At 69.9% G+C, this 18,393-nt stretch carries 13 protein-coding genes; 8 read left to right on the top strand and 5 right to left on the bottom strand.

Annotated features, from left to right (window positions below; genetic code table 11):
* The first annotated feature begins 18 nt into the window (after nucleotides 1-18).
* The 5 genes from AC1DXX_RS14230 to AC1DXX_RS14250 all read left to right on the top strand — a co-directional run bounded on the left by AC1DXX_RS14230 (nucleotide 19) and on the right by AC1DXX_RS14250 (nucleotide 9,233).
* Nucleotides 19-2,751: a hypothetical protein gene (locus tag AC1DXX_RS14230; protein WP_478134849.1), complete on the top strand. Its 2,733-nt coding sequence runs from the start codon at nucleotides 19-21 to the stop codon at nucleotides 2,749-2,751.
* 22 nt (nucleotides 2,752-2,773) lie between these two features.
* Entirely contained in the window at nucleotides 2,774-4,282 is a 1,509-nt protein-coding gene (locus tag AC1DXX_RS14235) for a contractile injection system tape measure protein (RefSeq protein ID WP_478134850.1), read from the top strand.
* Entirely contained in the window at nucleotides 4,279-5,664 is a 1,386-nt protein-coding gene (locus AC1DXX_RS14240) for an ATP-binding protein (protein WP_478134851.1), read from the top strand. The genes AC1DXX_RS14235 and AC1DXX_RS14240 overlap by 4 nt, the downstream gene beginning before the upstream one ends.
* 36 nt (nucleotides 5,665-5,700) lie before the next feature.
* Entirely contained in the window at nucleotides 5,701-8,859 is a 3,159-nt protein-coding gene (locus AC1DXX_RS14245) for an eCIS core domain-containing protein (protein WP_478134852.1), read from the top strand.
* A gap of 98 nt (nucleotides 8,860-8,957) precedes the next feature.
* Entirely contained in the window at nucleotides 8,958-9,233 is a 276-nt protein-coding gene (locus AC1DXX_RS14250) for a DUF4242 domain-containing protein (RefSeq protein WP_478134853.1), read from the top strand.
* A gap of 28 nt (nucleotides 9,234-9,261) precedes the next feature.
* Here the strand turns inward: AC1DXX_RS14250 and AC1DXX_RS14255 are convergent, their stop codons facing one another.
* From AC1DXX_RS14255 to pmbA, 4 genes are all read right to left on the bottom strand, one after another.
* Entirely contained in the window at nucleotides 9,262-9,732 is a 471-nt protein-coding gene (locus tag AC1DXX_RS14255; RefSeq protein ID WP_478134854.1) for a cupin domain-containing protein, read from the bottom strand.
* 65 nt (nucleotides 9,733-9,797) lie between these two features.
* Nucleotides 9,798-10,157: a group I truncated hemoglobin gene (locus tag AC1DXX_RS14260; protein WP_478134855.1), complete on the bottom strand. Its 360-nt coding sequence runs from the start codon at nucleotides 10,155-10,157 to the stop codon at nucleotides 9,798-9,800.
* A 125-nt stretch (nucleotides 10,158-10,282) separates the two neighbouring features.
* The gene (locus AC1DXX_RS14265; protein WP_478134856.1) at nucleotides 10,283-13,342 is read right to left on the bottom strand and encodes an ATP-binding protein; all 3,060 of its coding nucleotides are present in this window, start codon (nucleotides 13,340-13,342) and stop codon (nucleotides 10,283-10,285) included.
* A gap of 208 nt (nucleotides 13,343-13,550) precedes the next feature.
* Nucleotides 13,551-14,921: a metalloprotease PmbA gene (pmbA, locus tag AC1DXX_RS14270; RefSeq protein ID WP_478134857.1), complete on the bottom strand. Its 1,371-nt coding sequence runs from the start codon at nucleotides 14,919-14,921 to the stop codon at nucleotides 13,551-13,553.
* Nucleotides 14,922-15,027: 106 nt separating this feature from the next.
* Between pmbA and yjgA the strand changes: the two genes are divergently transcribed.
* From yjgA to AC1DXX_RS14285, 3 genes are all read left to right on the top strand, one after another.
* Nucleotides 15,028-15,684, top strand: coding sequence for a ribosome biogenesis factor YjgA (gene yjgA / locus AC1DXX_RS14275; RefSeq protein ID WP_478134858.1), 657 nt, complete (start codon nucleotides 15,028-15,030; stop codon nucleotides 15,682-15,684).
* A gap of 121 nt (nucleotides 15,685-15,805) precedes the next feature.
* On the top strand, nucleotides 15,806-16,399 hold the full coding sequence (mog, locus tag AC1DXX_RS14280) for a molybdopterin adenylyltransferase (protein WP_478134859.1): 594 nt from the start codon (nucleotides 15,806-15,808) through the stop codon (nucleotides 16,397-16,399).
* Between the two features lie 14 nt (nucleotides 16,400-16,413).
* The gene (locus AC1DXX_RS14285) at nucleotides 16,414-17,556 is read left to right on the top strand and encodes a hypothetical protein (RefSeq protein WP_478134860.1); all 1,143 of its coding nucleotides are present in this window, start codon (nucleotides 16,414-16,416) and stop codon (nucleotides 17,554-17,556) included.
* Nucleotides 17,557-17,607: 51 nt separating this feature from the next.
* Here the strand turns inward: AC1DXX_RS14285 and AC1DXX_RS14290 are convergent, their stop codons facing one another.
* Nucleotides 17,608-18,360, bottom strand: coding sequence for an SDR family oxidoreductase (locus tag AC1DXX_RS14290; protein WP_478134861.1), 753 nt, complete (start codon nucleotides 18,358-18,360; stop codon nucleotides 17,608-17,610).
* Nucleotides 18,361-18,393 lie beyond the last annotated feature (33 nt).

An 18,393-nucleotide genomic window follows, 5' to 3' on the forward strand; every position in this document is an offset into this window, starting at 1 on the left:
AGAGAAGGAGTCACCACCATGGCCGATCCACTGCAAGTGCTCAGCAGCCTCGAGACGCTGGCCGACCACTACACCGTCTTCGAGCCCGACCAGGTGCTCACGCATGGGCAGCTCAACAGCGTGTCCGACTTCTGGGGCGACCAGGTGCGCCTGTCGCGCGTGGCGCTCTCGGGCGTGGGGCTGGTGTCGGGCCTGCATGTGTCGCGCGCCGACGGCGGCGTGCGGGTGACGCGCGGCTTCGGCGTCAGCACCGACGGCGACCTGATGGTGCTGGCGGCCGACACGCTCTACGACCGCTTCCGCCCCTACGACACCACCGCGCCGGTCTACCGGCCGTTCTACCGCGGCACCGCCGCCGACGGCACGCCCACCGACATGATCGCGCTGCAGGAACTGGTTCCGGTCGGCGAGAGCGATGTGCTCGCACAGCCGCTGTCCGCGCTGCCCGGCCCGCTGACCGATCGCGCGGTGCTGATGCTGATGGAGAGCGTGGTCAACGACCCCGACATGTGCAGCGGCACCGACTGCGACAACCTCGGGCGCGACGCGCTGCACCGCGTGCGGCTGCTGCTGATCCGCCGCAGCGATGCGCAGACCCTGCTCGACCGGCTGCCGCTGCGCTCCCCGAGCGAGGCCGCCCAGGCGCTGCCCGCCGCTGCGATGCGCCGGCCCGCGCTCGGGCGCGACATCGTCAACACCGCACTGCTGGCCGCGCGCTACCGCGACAGCGCGCGTTCGTCGCTCGACGACCTGCAACGCGTGCTGCCTTCGCTGAACGCCAACTGTCCCGAGGTGCTGATGGACATGTTCGGCACCGACCCGACGACGCGCTGGCTCGGCGCGCTGGCATCGCTGTCGACCCAGTTCGCCAGCGCCGCGAGCGGGCTGCAGAGCTGCTACGGCTTCGTCAAGGACCTGGTCGACCAATGGAACGCGCTGCGCGAGGCGCTGCTGGCCGACGATGCCGTGCCGCTGCCGAACGTGGCCGCCTTTCCGAAGCACCTGCTGCTCGGCGCGACAGCCGCGCCACGCGAGCAGCGCACCGGCCTCTACCCTTCGCCGCTGGACGCCACCGCGCGCGAACGCTCGGCGCATGCGCGCTTTCATGCGTGGAAGCTCGATGCGCTGATCGCGAGCTTTCAATTGCCGGGCGATACCGTGGTGCGCGTCACGCCCAGCCTGTCGGACATGCACCCGCTGGAAGAGCGCGCGATCCCCTGGTACTACCGCATGCTCGAGAACACGCCGATTCATGCGGCGTGGAACTTCCGCCTCTCGTCGCGCCACCACGAGAGACAGAACCTCGGCTACCGCGCAGAGGCCTGGACGATCGGGCGCCCGCGCGACCCGCTCGCCTTCGCCATCGGCCACCACGACTTCTTCCGCATCGAAGGCCATCTGGGCCGCCCGGCCGAGACGGTGACGGCCGAGCTGCGCCAGCTGACCGCCGATCGCAACCTGCCGTTCCAGGTGCAGGCCGTGCTGGTGCACACCGGCCGCGACCGCCTGCGCGTGCGCCCCCCCTTCCGCTACACGCCGCTGCACAGCCTGCACTACCTGGTGCGGCAGGACGTGGCCTTCCGGCTCGAGGAAAGCGAGCAGTTCGGGCAACGCCATCTCGCCGACATGACCGAGGCCGTGAATGCGCGGCTGATTCCCGCCACTACGAACAGCGGCACCTCGGTGGTGGCCAGCGCGCGCCTGGCCGGCGAAGCCGTCAGCAGCGCCAGCAAGGCCGCCGCGCCGGTGCTGGCCAAGGCCAGCTACAGCGGCTACAGGGCCGCGGTGGCGAGCGACCAGGGGCCGGCCTTCAAGACGAGCTACACCTCATCGCTGGTGTCGGTGCGCGAGGCGCGCGCCAGCCTCAGCGACCTCTCGCGCGCCGACTTCGTCTCGCCCTTCGACGGGCTGCTCAACACCAACCAGCCGCACTGGATCGACTGGCTCGACGACCTGATCGTGGACCAGGGCAACAAGGCCGACGACAAGCTGCTGCTGTCGCGCTTCGTGCAGGACCACCCCGGGCTCGACCACCTGGGCGGCGTGTGGCGCGGCGGCACCTTCGTGCTGGTCTACGACGACCAGGGCCGCGTGGTGGGCGACTTCACGCTGCCCTACCCGGCCGCCGAGGCCGAGGCACCCGAGACCGACGACCCGCCGCTCACGCGCCCGCCCTACCGGCCGCCGCTGGTGGCGGGCAACGGCATCCGCGCGGTGCGGCCGCTGGACCTGGTGGTGAAGGACCGCTTCACCTTCGAACGCGAGGGCTTCCAGAAAGACCTGGAGCTGCAGAGCGCCCGCATCGAAGGGCTGGTCAAGGGCGCCTTCGTGCCGAGCAACGCGGTGGACCCGAAGCAGCGCGGCGTGCTGGACCTGACCGGCGACACCTACCTCGACCTGCAGGCCGGCGAGATGGCGCACCAGCGCGAACGCGTGAAAGACCTGCAGGAGATGCTGATCCAGCCCGGCCTGCCGAACGACGTGCGCACCCAGGTCGCACGCGACCTCGACCGTGCCCAGCTCGACCTGGCCGAGACGCTCGGCGGCGTGGCAGCGCAGCTGGTGACGGCCGGCGTCGATGTGGGCACCCCGGCCGGCAAGCAGCTCACGCAATCGATGGCGAGCAGCATGGCGTCGATCCAGAGCCCGGCTGCGAAGACGCAGGTCGACACCCGGCTCGCGACCGCACAGGGCCGGGCCGCGGGCAATCAGGCCGCGATGATCGGCAACCTGCGCACCATCGGCCGCTGAAGAAAGAAGAGGCGCGATCCCCATGGACACCCACCGCGTGCGGCGCCTGCGCTGGCGGGCTTCGGCGGCCAACCCGGCCGAGGCCTTTGCGCTGCGCACGCTGCTGCGTGAACAAGGCGAGGCTTGCGAGGCTGCGCTGGACCGGGCCTTCGACAAGGCAGTGCCGCCGCACGAGGTGTGGCACCTGCCGCGGCTGGCGCTGGAGCTTCGGCTTTCGGACCTTCAGGGCGTGTCGGCCGGCGAGCTTGCCGAGCGCATCGAGGCAGCGGTTCTCGCGGCGCTGGCCGCGGCAGCGCACCCGGCGCAGGCCGGTGCAAGCGCAACGGAGAAGGCGCCCACGGGCGAGCCGGGAGCACGCCCTGCCGCGTCGGTGTTTCCATCGGCGCAGACCGCATCGCCCCGCCGCTCGACCGCCACTGAAGGCCGGCAGGCCTTGAAACACTACATGGCGACCGGTCTGCTGCCGTGGACGCTCGCCGGCCTCGCCCCCGAACAGGCGCAGCGTGTGCTGGCCGAGGCGGCCATGCGGGCCGCCGAATCGGTGACGAGTGGTGCAGAGACGCTGAACCTGCTGTTGCCCGACGCGTCCGGCACGCGCGCGGCCATCGGCGCGCTGCTGCGCTGGCTGCCCTTGCTGCCGGCGACCTTGCGCCGCCGCCTGCTGGCTGCGCATCGGCCAACACTGCCGCCGAGCCGCGAGCCCGTGGAAGCATGGCGCGCCTGGATCGACGACGACGCCTCCGACCGCATCGAATGGCAAGCCCTCTGGCTGGCCGCACCGGCCGACCTCGCGACACTGCGCGACCTCGTGACACGGCACTGCGCCGTCGGTGCCGCACCGCCTTTCCTGCCCGCGCTTCGCGAAGCGCTCGAGGAAAGGAAAGAGGGCCGCAGAACCGGCCGCCCGGTCCCGCCGGCAGCGGAGAACAAGAAAGCGGCAACCACACCAACCCGAGAGCCGCAAAAACCCCTTGCGCCATCGGCACGACAGGCAGAGCCCGACGACGCCACCACCGCGGAGCCGCTGCTCGTGCCGCTGGCCGGCCTGGTCCTGCTCCACCCCTGGCTGCCCCGCATGCTCGCCGCCCGCGGCGTGCTCGACGAGAGCGGCAAGCAGGTCATTCCCGCCGAGCTGCCGCACGCCTGTTCGCTGCTGCATGCGTTGGCCTGCGGCGACACCTCCATCGCCGAGCACCAGTTGCCGCTGGTCAAGCTGCTGCTCGGCCGCCCGCCCGACGAGCCGCTGACGGCCGCACTGCCCGCCCTCTCCCCCGGCGATCGCGAAGAAGTCGACGCCCTGCTCGCCGCCGTGCGCGAGCACTGGAGCGCACTGCGCGGCACGGGCATCGACGGCCTGCGCCTGAGCTTCCTGCAGCGCCGCGGGTTGCTCTCGCGCGGCGACGACGCCTGGCACTTGCGCATGCAGTCCGAGGCCTTCGACCTGCTGATGGGCATGCTGCCCTGGCGCATCGAGCAGGTGCGCCTGCCCTGGATGCCGAAGCTGCTGATCGTGGAGTGGCCCACGCCATGAAGCCCACCGACATGCCGCCCGTCAACGCCCGTGTCGATGCCGGCACGCTCGAGGCCGAGCTCGAATGGCTCGCGCATGTGATCGAGCTGCGCCTGCACCACTACTTCCACGAGAAGACGCCGGCCTCGCCGGCCCTGCCCGGCACGCTGGCACCGCCGCCCGGGCTGCAGCCCGCGGCAGGACCGTATGCAGCCGCGCTGCAGCGGCACGGCCTCGATGCCGCCGAACGGCTGCTGGTGATCCTGGCGCTCGCACCCCAGCTGCGCCCGCAGCTGCTCGATGTGCTGGCGACGCAGAACGGCATCACGCAGCGCCCCTACACCGAGTTCGGCGCGCATGCGGGCCCGGGGGGCGCGATGCTGCCCACGGTCGAGACCGGTTGCTTCCTGCTCGCGGGCGACGACCTCGCGCGGCGCTTCGAGGCGCTGCAACGCATGTCCCCGCAGCAGCGCCTTGCGCGCGACGACCTGCTTCATGCCCAGACGGTTTCCGCGCCCGATACCGCGGCCACCGGCCTGCTGCAGTCGCTGCTCGCCCCCTCGCCCGCGTTCCTGGCGGAGGCGCTGCCCGGCCCCGCGCTGCCGGCCCCCGTCGAACGCAGCGCACTCGCCTCGCGCGTGCTGACCGGCCTGCGCTGGGAAGACCTCGTGCTGCCCGCCACCACGCTCGCGCAGCTCGAGGACATCCACCTCTGGCTCAGCCACGGCCAGCGCCTGCTGAACGACTGGGGTTTCGGGCGCCGCACCGGGCGCGGCCATGTGAGCCTGTTCCACGGCCCCTCGGGCACCGGCAAGACCCTGTCGGCCTGCCTCATCGGCGAGCGCTGCGGCCGCGAGGTGCACCGCGTGGACCTGTCGCTGGTGGTCTCCAAGTACATCGGCGAAACCGAGAAAAATCTCTCGCGCCTGTTCGATGCCGCCGAGCGCGAGGGCTGGATCCTGTTCTTCGACGAGGCCGACGCGCTCTTCGGCAAGCGCACCAGCGTGAGCGATGCGCACGACCGCTACGCGAACCAGGAGGTGAGCTACCTGCTGCAGCGCATCGAGGGTTTCGACGGCGTGGTGATCCTCGCCACCAACCTGCGCCACAACATCGACGACGCCTTCCTGCGCCGCTTCCAGTCGGTGGTGCAGTTCCCGCTGCCGCGCCCGCCCGAGCGGCTGCGCCTGTGGCGCGAAGGCATTCCCGACGCAGTGCGCCCCGACCCGGCGCTCGACCTGACGCGCCTGGCGCAGCAGCACGAGCTCTCGGGCGGCACCATCGTCAACGTGCTGCGCTACGCCTGCCTGCGCTCGCTGGCGCGCGGCGACGGCGTGCTGCGCGCTGAGGACGTCGACGAAGGCGTTCGGCGCGAGCTGCTGAAGGAAGGCCGCGCGCTGTAGCGCGGCACCGCGCGCAAGAGAACAGGCCAGGCCGCCATGTCCGACACCGCCCAGGCCTCCCCCACGCGCAGCGCGCTGCGCGTGCCCGATGTGCGCAGGGCACCGCCGCGGCGGGCGCCACCGGCCACCTCGAAGCCCGCTGCGCCTGTCGCGCCGGTGCGCGTGTCCCARCCCTCGGACCCGGCCGAACGCGAGGCGGTGCGCATCTCGCAACGCGTGCTGGCCATGGCGCCGGCCGCCGCGACGCCGCAGGCGCGGCGCTTCGCGAAGGCCGTGCCGGCGCGCGGCTCCGCCCGCAGCCTGCTGCCCTCGGCGCTGGGCGTGGGCTCGTCGGTGGGCCAGCCGCTGCCGCGCGGCCTGAAACACGACATGGAGCCGCGCTTCGGCGCCGACTTCTCGGCCGTGCGCGTGCACACCGGCGACTCGGCCGCGCGCGCCAGCCGGCGCCTCAATGCCGCCGCCTTCACGGTCGGCCACGAGGTGTTCTTCGGCCGCGGCCGTTTCGCGCCCGGCAGCGTCGAAGGCCGCAGCCTGATCGCGCACGAACTCACGCACACCATCCAGCAGGGCGGCGCCGCACAGCCCGGCACGGCACACCGCAGCGTCGACACCACCGTGCGCGAGCGCAGCGCGCCGCAGGTGCAGCGGCTGGGCGTGCAGGACGCGCTCGACTATTTCGCGGGCAAGGCCGACAGCATTCCCGGCTTCAGCATGTTCGCGCTGGTGCTGGGCATGAACCCGATCAACGGGCGCGCGGTGGACCGTTCCCCGGCCAACGTGTTTCGCGCGCTGGTGCGCTTCGTTCCCGGCGGCGACCTGATCGTGAAGGCGCTCGACACCTACGGCGTGTTCGACAAGATCGCCAACTGGTTCTCGCAGCAGGTCGACAGCCTGGGGATGGTGGGCGCCACCTTCAAGCAGGCGGTGTTCGACTACGCCGACTCGCTCGGCCCCGGCGCCCTGCTCGACCTGGGCGGCGCGTGGGACCGCGCCGTGCGCATCTTCACGTCGCCGTGGGAGCAGATCAAGACCTTCGTGGCCGGCCTGGCGAGCGACATCCTGAATCTCATCAAGGACGCCGTGCTCAAGCCGCTGGCCGCGCTGGCAGCAACCACGCCGGCCTATCCGCTGCTGAAGGCGGTGCTCGGCAAGGACCCGGTGACCGGAGAGGAATCCCCGGGCGATGCGCAGGCGATCCTCGGCGGCATCATGACGCTGGCCGGCCAGGGCGAGGTCTGGGGCCGGGTGCAATCGACCGGTGCCATCGGCCGCGTGGTGGCCTGGTTCAACGATTCGAAGAAGGCGCTCGTCGGCTTCGTCAAGCAGGTTCCGGCGCTGGCCGTGGCGGCCTTCAAGTCGCTGGAGCTGATGGACATCGTGGTGCTGACCCGCGCCTTCGCCAAGGTCGGCGCGGTGTTCGGCAACTTCATCGCGAGCTTCATCAGCTGGGGCGTGGATGCCGCGATGAAGCTCGCCGAGATCGTCTTCGAGGTGGTGAGCCCCGGCGCCTGGGGAACGATCCAGCAGACCGGCAGCGCGCTCAAGAGCATCATCAAGAATCCCCTGCCCTTCGTCAGCAACCTGGGCAAGGCGGCCAAGCTCGGCTTCCAGAACTTCTCGGGCAACTTCCTCACGCACCTGCAGAACGGGCTGATCAAGTGGCTGACCGGTTCGCTCTCGGGTGTCTACATTCCCACCGCGCTGTCGCTGCCCGAGATCGTGAAGTTCGCGTTCTCGGTGCTCGGCCTGAGCTGGGCCAACCTGCGCGGCAAGCTGGTCAAGGCCATCGGCGAGACCGCGGTGGTGGCGCTGGAAAAAGGCTTCGGCCTCGTCAAGACGCTGGTGACCAAGGGGCCGGCCGCGGCCTGGGAGCAGGTAAAGGCCGAGCTCGCCGCGCTCAAAGACCAGGTGATCGAAGGCATCAAGGGCATGATCATCGAGGCGGTGGTGACCAAGGCGATTCCGAAGCTGGTCGCGATGTTCATCCCCGGCGCGGGCTTCATCTCGGCCATCGTCTCGATCTACGACATGGTGATGGTCTTCGTGAACAAGATCTCCGAGATCGCCGCGGTGGTCAGCGCCTTCGTGGGCTCGATCACGGCCATTGCCGGCGGCGCCATCGGCGCGGCGGCGGGCAAGGTGGAGGCGGTGCTGGCCGGGGCGCTGTCGCTCGCCATCAACTTCCTTGCAGGCTTCGCGGGCCTGGGCAAGATCGCCGCCAAGATCAACGGCATCCTGCAGAAGGTCCGCGCGCCGGTGGACAAGGCGTTGGATTCGATGGTGGCGTGGATCAAGCGGATGGCGAAGAAATTCCTGGATGCGCTGCTGGGCAAGAAGGGCAAGGACGGCAAGCCCGATGCGCGCACCGACGACCAGAAGAAGCGCGACCTGAAGGCGGCGGTAGCCGAAGGCACCGCGATCGCCAAGGCCCATGGCGACGATCTGGGTGCCATCCGCTCGAAGCTGGGCGCGATCAAGAACAAGTACAAGCTGGTGAAGCTGGACGTTGCCGACGACAGCGGCCCCAAGCACCACCTGGTCGGAGAGATCAACCCGATCTACACCGGCGATATCTTCACCGCAGCGAACCTGGACGAACTGCTGGCCAAGATACCGGCCGGCGCAAAGTCCGACGTGAGAGCCGCGGTCAAGGCGGCCGCCGACAAACAGAAGGCGGTGCAACAAATCTACGACACGGCCACTGCGGGCGGCATCGTCAAGCCCACCAAGACGTTGGCACTGGTCGACGAAATCACCATCAGCGGCTGGGGTGCACTCGACGGCACGCTCGCGGCGCTGGCACAGGGCAAGGGGCTGACCGTGACGCAGCAGACCGCCGAAGTGCACAGCTACGTGGTCAAGTACGGTGCCGGCCTGGCGAAGTTCGGATACTCGACCAAGTCCTTCATCTTCGATCCCAAGTACGCGCAGGGCGCCTACTTCAAGTCGCATGCGGAGAAGCAGGCGTTCATCGCGGCGCTGGCGCGGCTGGAGAAGGAGATCGACGGTGCGACCAAGAAAGCGGTGGCCACCGTCGGCGTCACGCGACCGATGTGCCCGGACGATTGCTTCCCGTTCTTCAAGGCTGTCTCCAGCCTGAGTGGACGCACCATTGCGCTGGCCGATCCGAGCTTCGTATGGGTCTTCACCGGGGGACAGGTCATCCGCAAGGCGATGCCCGCGGCCAAGAAGTGAAGCAGGGTCAGGTCGCCGATATCTCGGGAACTCGAGTACGAGACCGTTTGGCACCTGCCTGGACTACCATGGCACACCATCGCGATGAAGGAGTTGCCATGCCTCTCTATCTGATCGAGCGCAGTTTTGCAGATCAACTCGAGGTTTCGCCCGATGCTGCGGCCGGCATCATCCGCGTCAACGACGACGTCGGCGTCCGCTGGCTGTATTCGTTTCTCAGCGCCGACAAGAAGAAGACGTACTGCCTGTACGAGGCACCCGGCGTCGAGCTGATCCGCGAGGCGGCGCGGCGCAACGGGCTGCCGGCCGATGTCGTGATCGAGGTCGACGAACTTCGCCCGCCGGCGCTGCCGGCCGACGCCGTGGCGGCCTGAACCAGCGGCGCGCGGCGTTCCTCTCTGTTTATTTCGCCCGCGGGTCGTCCGCCGGGTTGACGTAGGTGACGCCCCAGGGCCCGGTGCCGTGAAGCTGCACCACGGTTTCCTCCTGTGTCCAGGCGAAGTGCGGCGTCTTGGGCTGCAGGATCATCATGCCGCCCGCGACCACCGGCATCGATTTCTGCATGTCGAGCTTGTCGCCCAGGCCCATGTGGAAGGTGCCCGAGAGCACGGTCACCCGCTCGACGGCCGGATGCCAGTGCGACGGAATCCGGTAGTTGGCCGGCACCTTGATGCGCACCGTGAAGGGCACGGCTTCGCTCATGGGGCCTTCGATCACCGCGAGCTTTGCGCCGGGCGGCAGCGACGGAACATCGGCCCATTTCAGGTCGGCGGGCGAAATCATCCGATGGTCGCCGGACTGGGCCCAGCTCGTCGCGATGCCCGCGATCAGGGTTGCGCCGATCGCCCAGGCAACGAATGGTTGGCGTGTCATGGTCAGGTTCCTTTCCGAGTCACCGGCGAAACGCCGCCGGGGCGTGTGCGAGAGGGCCGCTGTCTCTACAGCCGGACCACGTCGCCCTTCAACGAGTAGAGAATCGCGACCACTTCGTTCTTTTCGGCCTGGTCGTAGCCGTTCTTGGTCATCGCCGCGAGGATGTCGTCGATCGCAGCGACCAGTTCCTGCTCGCTGATGTTCATGCCCTTGTGCGCCGACACCAGGTCCTTGCCGGTGTAGGACTGCGGGCCGCCGCTGCCGGCACAGAGGAACTCGACGACGTGGCGCTCGAACTCGGCGCGGTTGCTGTTCGCGAAGCGGCTGCGGATGAGCGGGTTGTTGCAGTGGTTATCGATGACGTCGGTGACGAGCCGCTGGATGCGCTCCTCACCACCAAGTCGCTCGTAGAGGGTTGCGGGCATGTGGAGCACTCCTTTTGGGTCGGGGGTCCGGCGGCGCCAGTCCCGTGCCCGAACATAGGCCTCGCCGCGCGGCCGCGCATCGCCCGAATTGACCATTTCGGCCGGGCGCGCCGACAGACCAGGCCCTAGCCTTCGGCCGCGGCGCGATGGCGGTGCGCCCAGGCCGCGGCTTCGGTGCGGCTGCGGCAGTCGGTCTTGGACAGGATGTGGCGCACATGGTGTGCCACCGTGTGCGGGCTGATGAACAGGCTCTCGGCAATCGCCTGGTTGCTGTGGCCGGCACTGAGCAGCCGCAGCACCTCGAGCTCGCGCCGGCTCAGGCCGTCGGGTGCCGCAGGTGGTGCGGCCGTGCCGCCCTCGAGTTCGCGCTGCAGCGCCTCGCAGCGTCGCGCCAGGCCGGCCATGCCCAGCGCGCGGCCGAGCGCGAGCGCCGCCTCGAGCTGCGCCCTCGCGCCGGCTGCGTCGCCGCGCCTGGCCAACCAGCGCGCCCACTCGAAGCGGCTGTGCGCCAGCCAGGGCCGGCCGCCGCCGCGCTCGTCGAGCGCGACCGCGGCCGCGAAATGCGCCGCGGCGCTCGCATCGTCGCCGGCCAGCGCAGCCAGCATGCCCCGGTAGCGGTCCACGGCACCGAAACAGGCGATGTTGGTGCCGGTCACCACGTTGCGTCCGGCATAGGGAGCGAGCAGCCGGTACAGCGTCGCTGCGCGCGGCCGGTCGCCGAGGCGGGCGCAGACCTCGGCGGCAAAAACGACGTTGGTGAGCCACATGCCGTCGCGCGCAATGCCCGCGAAGCCGTCGGCCGCCAGCGCCTCGTAGGCCTCGCGGGCCGGTTCGTGCAGCTCGAGCTCGGCGCAGATCAACGCGAGTCCGGGCTGCCACAGGCTGTCGCGCGGCACGCTGCCGACCAGGCCGCGCAGCACCGGCAGCACCTCGCCGAGGCGGCCCTGCTGGCGCCGCAGCACGAAGATCTGCAGGCTGTACGCGCCCTGCGCGTTGCCAGGCAGGAAGCGCTGCCCGATCGTGAAGGTCTCGCCGGCCAGCCGTTCGGCATCGGCGAAGCGGCCCTCGTAGGCGGCAAGCAGGGTGAGGCTGGCCAGGCCCATCGCCTGCATGAAGGGCTGGCGGATCGCGTCCGCCACCCGCGCGTGAACCTGCGCCAGCGGGCGCGCCGCGTCGAGTTCTCCCTTCTCGACCAGGTCGCCGAAGTACCAGCCGGTCAGCGCGTCGACCCATTCCATGTGGCCGGCACGCTCGGCCACCTCGAAGGCCTCGCGCGCGCAGCGCAGGCGCTCGTCGAGCCGGGCGGGGTCGTCGCGCGCCGGCACGATCGCGGCCAGCGCCTTGAACAGCGGCTGCGGCATCGCCAGCTCGCGCGCCAGCGCCACCGCGCGGCGCTGCGCCGCGTTGGCCTGCGGCTGGCGGCCACAGAAGATGAAGGCGCGGCACAGCGCGGCGAGCAGATCGACCCGCAGCGCGGCATCGAAGCGATCCGGGGCCGCCAGCGCCTCTTCGAGCAATGCCGCCGCCTGCTCGCCCGGGCGGCTGATGCGCCAGCCGTTGTTCTCGAAGCCGAGCGCCGCCTGCGCGAACAGGTCCGCGTCGCCGAGCGTGCGAGCCAGCGTCGCCGCCTCGAGAAAGGTGGTGGCGCTGGCGTCGTTCTCGCCGGCGTGCGTCTGCACGGCGCCGAGCGCCAGCAGCAGTGCGCCATGCCGCACGCGCTCGGCCGGCAGCCAGCGCTCCTGGAGCTGCAGCGCGAGCCGGTAGCAGCGCAATGCCTCTTCGTACGCCATCAGCGCGACGGCCCGCGCGGCGGCGCGCTGCGCGATGTCCAGTGCGCGCGCCGGGCTGCCCGCGGGCAACGCCGCGGCCGCGTGGTAGGCGAGCTGCGCCAACACCGCATCGAGGTCGCCGGCGTGGTGCGCCTCGAGCGACTCGGCGATGCGCCCGTGCAGCGCGACGCGACGCGCCGCGGGCAGCTCGTCGTAGAGCACCTCGCGGATCAGCGCGTGGCTGAACTGGTACTGCGGCCCGGGCGGCAGTACCTCGATGACACGCTGCGCCAGCGCCTCGTCGAGCGTGCCCAGCAACGCGGCTTCGCTGCCGGCGCCGGCCAGTTCGGCCAGCAGCGGCAGGTCGAAGTCGCGGCCGATGCACGCGGCAATCGCGAGCAGCGCGCAGCACGACGCCGAGAGCTGGTTGAGCCGCTGGCCGATCACCGCGCGGATGCCGCTCGGCACGGTCTCGACCAGCGCCGCGGCGGCGTGCGGATCGTCGCCGTACGGCCCCTGGCGCAGGAAGCGCAACGTCTCCACGAGGTACAGCGGATTGCCCTCGGTGCGACGGTGCATGGTCGCGATGACCGCGAGAGGCGGGGTCACGGCGCTGGCCGCGGCGACCATCCGCTCGGTTTCGTCGAGGCTCAGGCCTTTCAGCGGCAGGCGGCAGAACTGCCGCGTGTTCAACAGCTCGGCGAGGGTCGCCGCCAGCGGGTGCTGGCGCGACAGGTCCGCCTCGCGGCAGGCGCCGAGCAGCAGGATGCGGCACTCGCCGAGGTCTTGTACGATGAAGGCCAGCAGCCGCAGCGACGACGCATCGGCCCAGTGCAGGTTGTCGAGGATCAGCAGCAGCGGGCGCAGTGTCGCCACCTGGCGCCAGAAATGCGCGACCGCAGCGAACAGCCGGAAGCGCGCCTGGTCGCCTTCACCGGTCGCCGGCACCACGGTGCCGGGGGGCAGTCGTTCGGCGAGTTCGGGGACGATCTCGACCGCCGCGGCGGCCCCGCTCCCGAGCAGCGCAGGCAGGCGCTCGTCGCGGCAGGCCTGCAGGCAGGCCTGCATCGCGCGCGTCCAGGGCAGGAAGGGCGGTGCGCCGGGCTCCTCGAGGCAACGCCCCCACAAGGTCAGCATGCCGCGCCGCAGGGCCAGCGTTGCCACCTCCTGGGCCAGCCGCGTCTTGCCGATGCCAGCCTCGCCGCTGACCATGACGGCGCGGCCGCGCCCCGCCAGCGCCCCGCTGAGGGCATCGTGCGCCAGCTGCAGCTCGCCGCGACGGCCGACGAAGGGTTCGGTCGCGCCCGCCACCGCCACGCTCGCTCTCGGCGTTGCACCGCAGGCCGGACACGGCGCATCGGCGTGCAGGCGAACGCGGCCGCAGCGATGGCAAGCGATCCGATCCAGCGTGGTCATGCCGCTCCTTGTGCATTGCCGGCCGCGAGGCTGGCAGGAGCGAGTCTGCGCGCGGCGAGCGCATGTAGGACTTAGGACTTACACCACAATGGGAGGGACCGACATCCCGGCGGCCCCGGAGGTACTTTCGATTCGTCAGTGCCTGCGGCCGCAGATCAACGGCAGCTTGGCATTCGCACAGCCACGGGTTGCGGCCGGTGGCGCTGTCTCAGGCGCCGGCCACCTTCATGCGGTTGACCAGAACCGACCCCGTCGTCTTGGCGCCGAAAGTGTAGGCATCCGCCCCGATGGCTTCGATGCCCATCAGCATGTCCTTGAGGTTGCCGGCGATGGTGATCTCCTGCACCGGGAAGGCGATTCGGCCCTTCTCGACCCAGAAGCCGCTGGCACCGCGCGAGTAGTCGCCGGTGACGTAGTTCACGCCCTGCCCCATCAGCTCGATCACGAAGAGGCCGGTGCCGAGCTTGGCCAGCATGGCGTCGAGGTCGTCGCCGTGCTTTGTCAGGCGCGAACTCAGCGTCAGGTTGTGCGAGCCGCCGGCGTTGCCGGTGGTTTTCATGCCCAGCTTGCGCGCCGAGTAGGTGGAGAGAAAGTAGCCTTCGAGCCGGCCGGCATCCACCACCTTGCGCGCCCGGGTGGTCACGCCTTCGTCGTCGAAGGGCGAGCTGCCCTTGCCGCGCAGGACGTGCGGGTCTTCGGCCACGTCGACATGCTTGGGCAGCACCGGCTTGCCGAGCGAATCGAGCAGGAAGGTGCTCTTGCGGTAGAGCGCCCCGCCGCTCACGGCCTGCACCAGCCCGCCCAGCAGGCCCACGGCCAGCGGCGACTCGAACAGCACCGGGCATTCGGTGGTCTTGATCTTGCGCGACTTGAGGCGGCTCAGCGCCCGTTCGGCGGCGTAGCGGCCCACGGCCTGCGGGCTGGCCAGTTCGTCGGCGGCGCGCATGGAGCTGTACCAGGCGTCGCGCTGCATGTCGTCGCCCTTGCCGGCGATGGGCGCCACCGAAATCGAGTGCCGCGAGCTGGCATAGCCGCCGCGGAAACCGTGCGTGTGGGCGCTGAAGAAGTGGCTCTGCTGGGCCGAGACGCCGGCGCCTTCGCTGTTGGTGATGCGCTTGTCGGTCGACAGGGCGGCTTCTTCGCACGCCAGCGCCAGCTCGGCGGCCTGCTCGCTCGTCACGTCCCAGGGGTGGAACAGGTCGAGTTCGGGTTGTTCCTTGACGATGTCTTCCTCGTCGGGAAGGCCGCTGACCGGGTCTTCGGCCGTGAAGCGGGCGATGTCGTAGGCGGCCTGCACGGTCTGCTGGATCGCGCCCTCGGAAAAGTCGGAGGTGCTGGCATTGCCGCGGCGGTGGCCCACGTAGACGGTGATGCCCAGCGACTTGTCGCGGTTGCGCTCGACGTTCTCGAGTTCGCCCTTGCGGACGGAGACGCTGAGGCCGCAGCCCTCGGAGGCCTCGGCCCCGGCATCGGTCGCCCCGAGCTTCCTGGCATGCGCCAAGGCCGTGTCGACCAGGTTTTCGAAGAAGGAGCGGCTGTAGGCGAAGCCGGAATCGGCGCGCGAGGAGGATGTCGTCATGTGGTGGCTATGATACTTGCGCCCCCTATTTCCCGTTTTCCCTTCAGCTTCCCACCGCGCATTGCACGCGTTGCAACGCCGCACGGTGCGGCCCAGAATCCACCTCATGTCCCGCAAACCCAAAAAAGGCTATTTCGTCCGTGGCCAGTTCGTCGCCGAAGGCAGCGAACTCGACCTGGAGCTCAAGCGCGAGCTCAAGGGCACCGACGAAGCCAGCCGCACCGATCTCAAGCGCGAAAGCGACGAACTGCAAAAGCTCGGTACCGAGTTGCTCGGCCTGCGCGCCGGTTTGTTCGACGCGCTTCCGCTGGACGAAAAGCTGGTCGACGCCGTCGCCGAGGCCAAGCGCATCACCAATTTCGAGGGCAAGCGCCGCCAGATGCAGTTCATCGGCAAGCTGATGCGCAAGCTCGACCCCGAGGTGCTGGAGGCCGTGAAGCTCGCCCTGACCGAGCAGAACAGCGTGCCGGCGGCCGAAACCGCCGCCCTGCACGAGGCCGAACGCTGGCGCGACCGCCTGATTGCCGACGACGACGCGCTCGGCGGCTGGATCGAAACCCACCCCGCGACCGATTCCCAGCAGCTGCGCGCCCTGGTGCGCCAGGCCCGCAAGGACATGAAGACCGGCCCGGCCGGCGAGGCGCCGCGCCAGGGCAAGGCCTACCGCGAGATCTTCCAGCTGGTGCGCGAGCAGCTGGCGGTGCACGGCGGTGCGGACCATGCCGCAGCGGCGGCCGCGCAGGACCGGGAAGAGGACGCATGAGCTCCCCGTATTTCTCCCTCCCCTTCCGGGGGAGGGCCGGGGTGGGGGCACGCGGCGTCTCCATCGAGCGCCCTGCCCGCCCCCATCCCAACCTTCCCCCAAAGAGGGAAGGAGCAACACCATGAGCGCACCTGACGCTGTCCGCATCGGCATCGTCTCGGTCAGCGACCGCGCCTCCAGCGGCACCTACGAGGACAAAGGGCTGCCCTCACTGAAGGAATGGCTCGGCCGCGCGTTGAAGAACCCGATCGAGTTCGAGGCACGGCTGATTCCCGATGAGGCGGCGCAAATCAGCGCCACGCTGATCGAGCTGGTCGACGCCGGCTGCTCGCTGGTGCTGACCACGGGCGGCACCGGCCCCGCCATGCGGGACGTAACACCCGAAGCCACCCTCGCCGTGGCCCACAAGGAAATGCCTGGCTTCGGCGAGCAGATGCGCCAGATCAGCCTGCGCTTCGTGCCGACCGCGATCCTCTCGCGCCAGGTGGCGGTGATCCGCGACAAGAGCCTGATCATCAACCTGCCGGGGCAGCCGAAGTCGATTGCGGAAACGCTCGAAGGGCTGAAGGATGCCGAGGGCACGCAACTGGTTCCGGGCATCTTTGCGGCGGTGCCCTATTGCATCGACCTGATCGGCGGGCCGTACCTCGAGACCGACGACGCGGTCTGCAAGGCGTTCCGGCCCAAGTCGGCGATCCGGCAGCCCAGCCGCTGAAGGCTGGCCGGACGATGCTGAAAGACATCTACCGCCTCTACTCGGACCCCGCCGCCGCCAGGCAACTGCTGGCCGACAGTGCGGCGCAAGCGGTCAGCTGGCGCTGGGCCTCCGAATCGATGGCCGAGGAGGTTCCGTTCCTGCAGGAGAAATACGGCGGGCCGAAGACCCGGTGGATCGCCGACGACAAGGCGGATGCAGCCCGCCATGTTCACCATGGTTTCGATGCCGCCGGGCGGCTGGTGCTTCAACGCGACAGCAGCGGCCGCGAAACCGCCTGGCTCCACGAGGCCGGCCGGCGCACCGGCGTGCAGTTCTCCCTGCATGAAGACGAAGCCCATATCGGCGTCGTGACGCAGTACCGCGATGCCGGTGGCCTGCTCGCGTCGCACCACGTCAGCCACGGCCACAAGGGTTTCGACCAGCGCTTCCTGTGGGAGAACGGCCAGCTCCAGCGCGCCGTCACCGCCAACTGGGCCCAGGGCGAAAAGACCTGGCTCTGCCAGGACGTGTACCGCTACGACGATGCGGCGCTGCTCGACACCATCACGCTGGAATACCTCGACGAAGACGGCCGGCCGGACGGCCAGCGCCGCCTGACGTACCGCCGGCCGCGCAAGGGCGAAACGCTGGCCTCCGTGGCCGCGAAGGTCGAGGCCCTGCTCATCGCGCAGATCACCGAAGCGCTCGCCCTGATTCCCAGGGACGAAAAGATCTACTGCCTGCTGATCTGCTACACGGAAGAAGACTTCGCCGCCGCCTGGCCCCCGTTCCTCGTGTGGGGCCGGGAGTCCTACCGCCGCTCGGTGCTGCAGAAGGGCGAGGAAGTGCCCTACTACCTCTGGGCACCGGACGAAATACGCGAAGTCCAGGGAGACGCGCACGAGCGATGGTTCGACAACGCGAGCCTGCAGGAAAGCTGCTTGCTGCACAGCCAGTTCATGGACATCCAGCAGAGCACCGCATCGGCCAGGCGCGTGCTGAAGAACCTGGCATTGCATTTCAACGCGCCGGCCGCGCACGCATCGCTGCCTGCGACCGACGATTTCGTGGTCGCGTATGCGGACAACACCGGCGAGGTCGATCCGCTCAGGGCCATGAAGGCCGGCATCGCGCCCGAGCGATGGGCCTTGCTCAAGGAACGCGGCTGCGTCTGAAGGCCCGCTGGAATGCCCAGGGATTGCTCAAGGCAATCGGAAGGGATGGAACTACGCGGTCGCGCGCTGCCGGACCCAGGCTTCGAAGCCGGTCGGCGCCAGGCGCGCACCGGCCGCTGGCGTCAGCGAACGATCATCGAGCCGCACGCCGAAGTAAGCCGCCTCGGCATCGGTGACGACCTCCCGGGCGTCGCCCGTCGCAGCGAGAAAACGGCGCACCAGGTCGTCGAGCGGCACCGCCTCCGGCCCGGCGATCTCCACCCTGCCACCTGACGGCGGCTCGGTCACGATCTCGGCCAGCGCCGCGGCAACGTCCTCCGCCGCAATCGGCTGCACCAGGGCGTTCGACAGGCGGATCGCACCGCCGGCAGCACCTGCGTTGGCAATGCCGCCCAGGAACTCGAAGAACTGCGTGGCCTGCACGATCGTGTAGGGCACGGGCGAGGCCTCGATCAGGTCTTCCTGGGCCTGCTTGGCGCGGAAATAGCCGCTGGCCAGCAGCCGGTCGGTGCCGACGACCGACAGCGCGATGTGGTGGGCCACGCCGGCTTCGGCCTCGGCCGCGAGCAGGTTGCGCCCCGAGGTCTGGAAGAAGCGCAGCACGGCCTCGTCTTCGAACGACGGCGAGTTCGCCACGTCGACGACGACCCTGGCCCCCGCCAGGGCCTCCTTCAGGCCTTCGCCCGTGAGCGTATTGACGCCCGTGGAGGGCGAGGCGGCGATGACCTCGTGGCCGGCGTGGCGCAGCCGCGCGGCGAGCTTCGAGCCGATGAGGCCGGAGCCTCCGATGATGACGATCTTCATGGTCGATTTCCTCGTGAAAGGGAGTCCAGAGAA

The organism is Variovorax sp. P4_B10 (assembly GCF_056402375.1).

What these genes read in the sequence shown, in the direction of transcription:
- AC1DXX_RS14290 (WP_478134861.1), bottom strand. Translation starts at nt 18,360, where the DNA reads ATGAAGATCGTCATCATCGGAGGCTCCGGCCTCATCGGCTCGAAGCTC.
- pmbA (WP_478134857.1), bottom strand. Translation starts at nt 14,921, where the DNA reads ATGACGACATCCTCCTCGCGCGCCGATTCCGGCTTCGCCTACAGCCGC.
- AC1DXX_RS14260 (WP_478134855.1), bottom strand. Translation starts at nt 10,157, where the DNA reads ATGCCCGCAACCCTCTACGAGCGACTTGGTGGTGAGGAGCGCATCCAG.
- AC1DXX_RS14285 (WP_478134860.1), top strand. Translation starts at nt 16,414, where the DNA reads ATGCTGAAAGACATCTACCGCCTCTACTCGGACCCCGCCGCCGCCAGG.
- AC1DXX_RS14230 (WP_478134849.1), top strand. Translation starts at nt 19, where the DNA reads ATGGCCGATCCACTGCAAGTGCTCAGCAGCCTCGAGACGCTGGCCGAC.
- AC1DXX_RS14255 (WP_478134854.1), bottom strand. Translation starts at nt 9,732, where the DNA reads ATGACACGCCAACCATTCGTTGCCTGGGCGATCGGCGCAACCCTGATC.
- AC1DXX_RS14240 (WP_478134851.1), top strand. Translation starts at nt 4,279, where the DNA reads ATGAAGCCCACCGACATGCCGCCCGTCAACGCCCGTGTCGATGCCGGC.
- mog (WP_478134859.1), top strand. Translation starts at nt 15,806, where the DNA reads ATGAGCGCACCTGACGCTGTCCGCATCGGCATCGTCTCGGTCAGCGAC.
- yjgA (WP_478134858.1), top strand. Translation starts at nt 15,028, where the DNA reads ATGTCCCGCAAACCCAAAAAAGGCTATTTCGTCCGTGGCCAGTTCGTC.
- AC1DXX_RS14265 (WP_478134856.1), bottom strand. Translation starts at nt 13,342, where the DNA reads ATGACCACGCTGGATCGGATCGCTTGCCATCGCTGCGGCCGCGTTCGC.
- AC1DXX_RS14250 (WP_478134853.1), top strand. Translation starts at nt 8,958, where the DNA reads ATGCCTCTCTATCTGATCGAGCGCAGTTTTGCAGATCAACTCGAGGTT.
- AC1DXX_RS14235 (WP_478134850.1), top strand. Translation starts at nt 2,774, where the DNA reads ATGGACACCCACCGCGTGCGGCGCCTGCGCTGGCGGGCTTCGGCGGCC.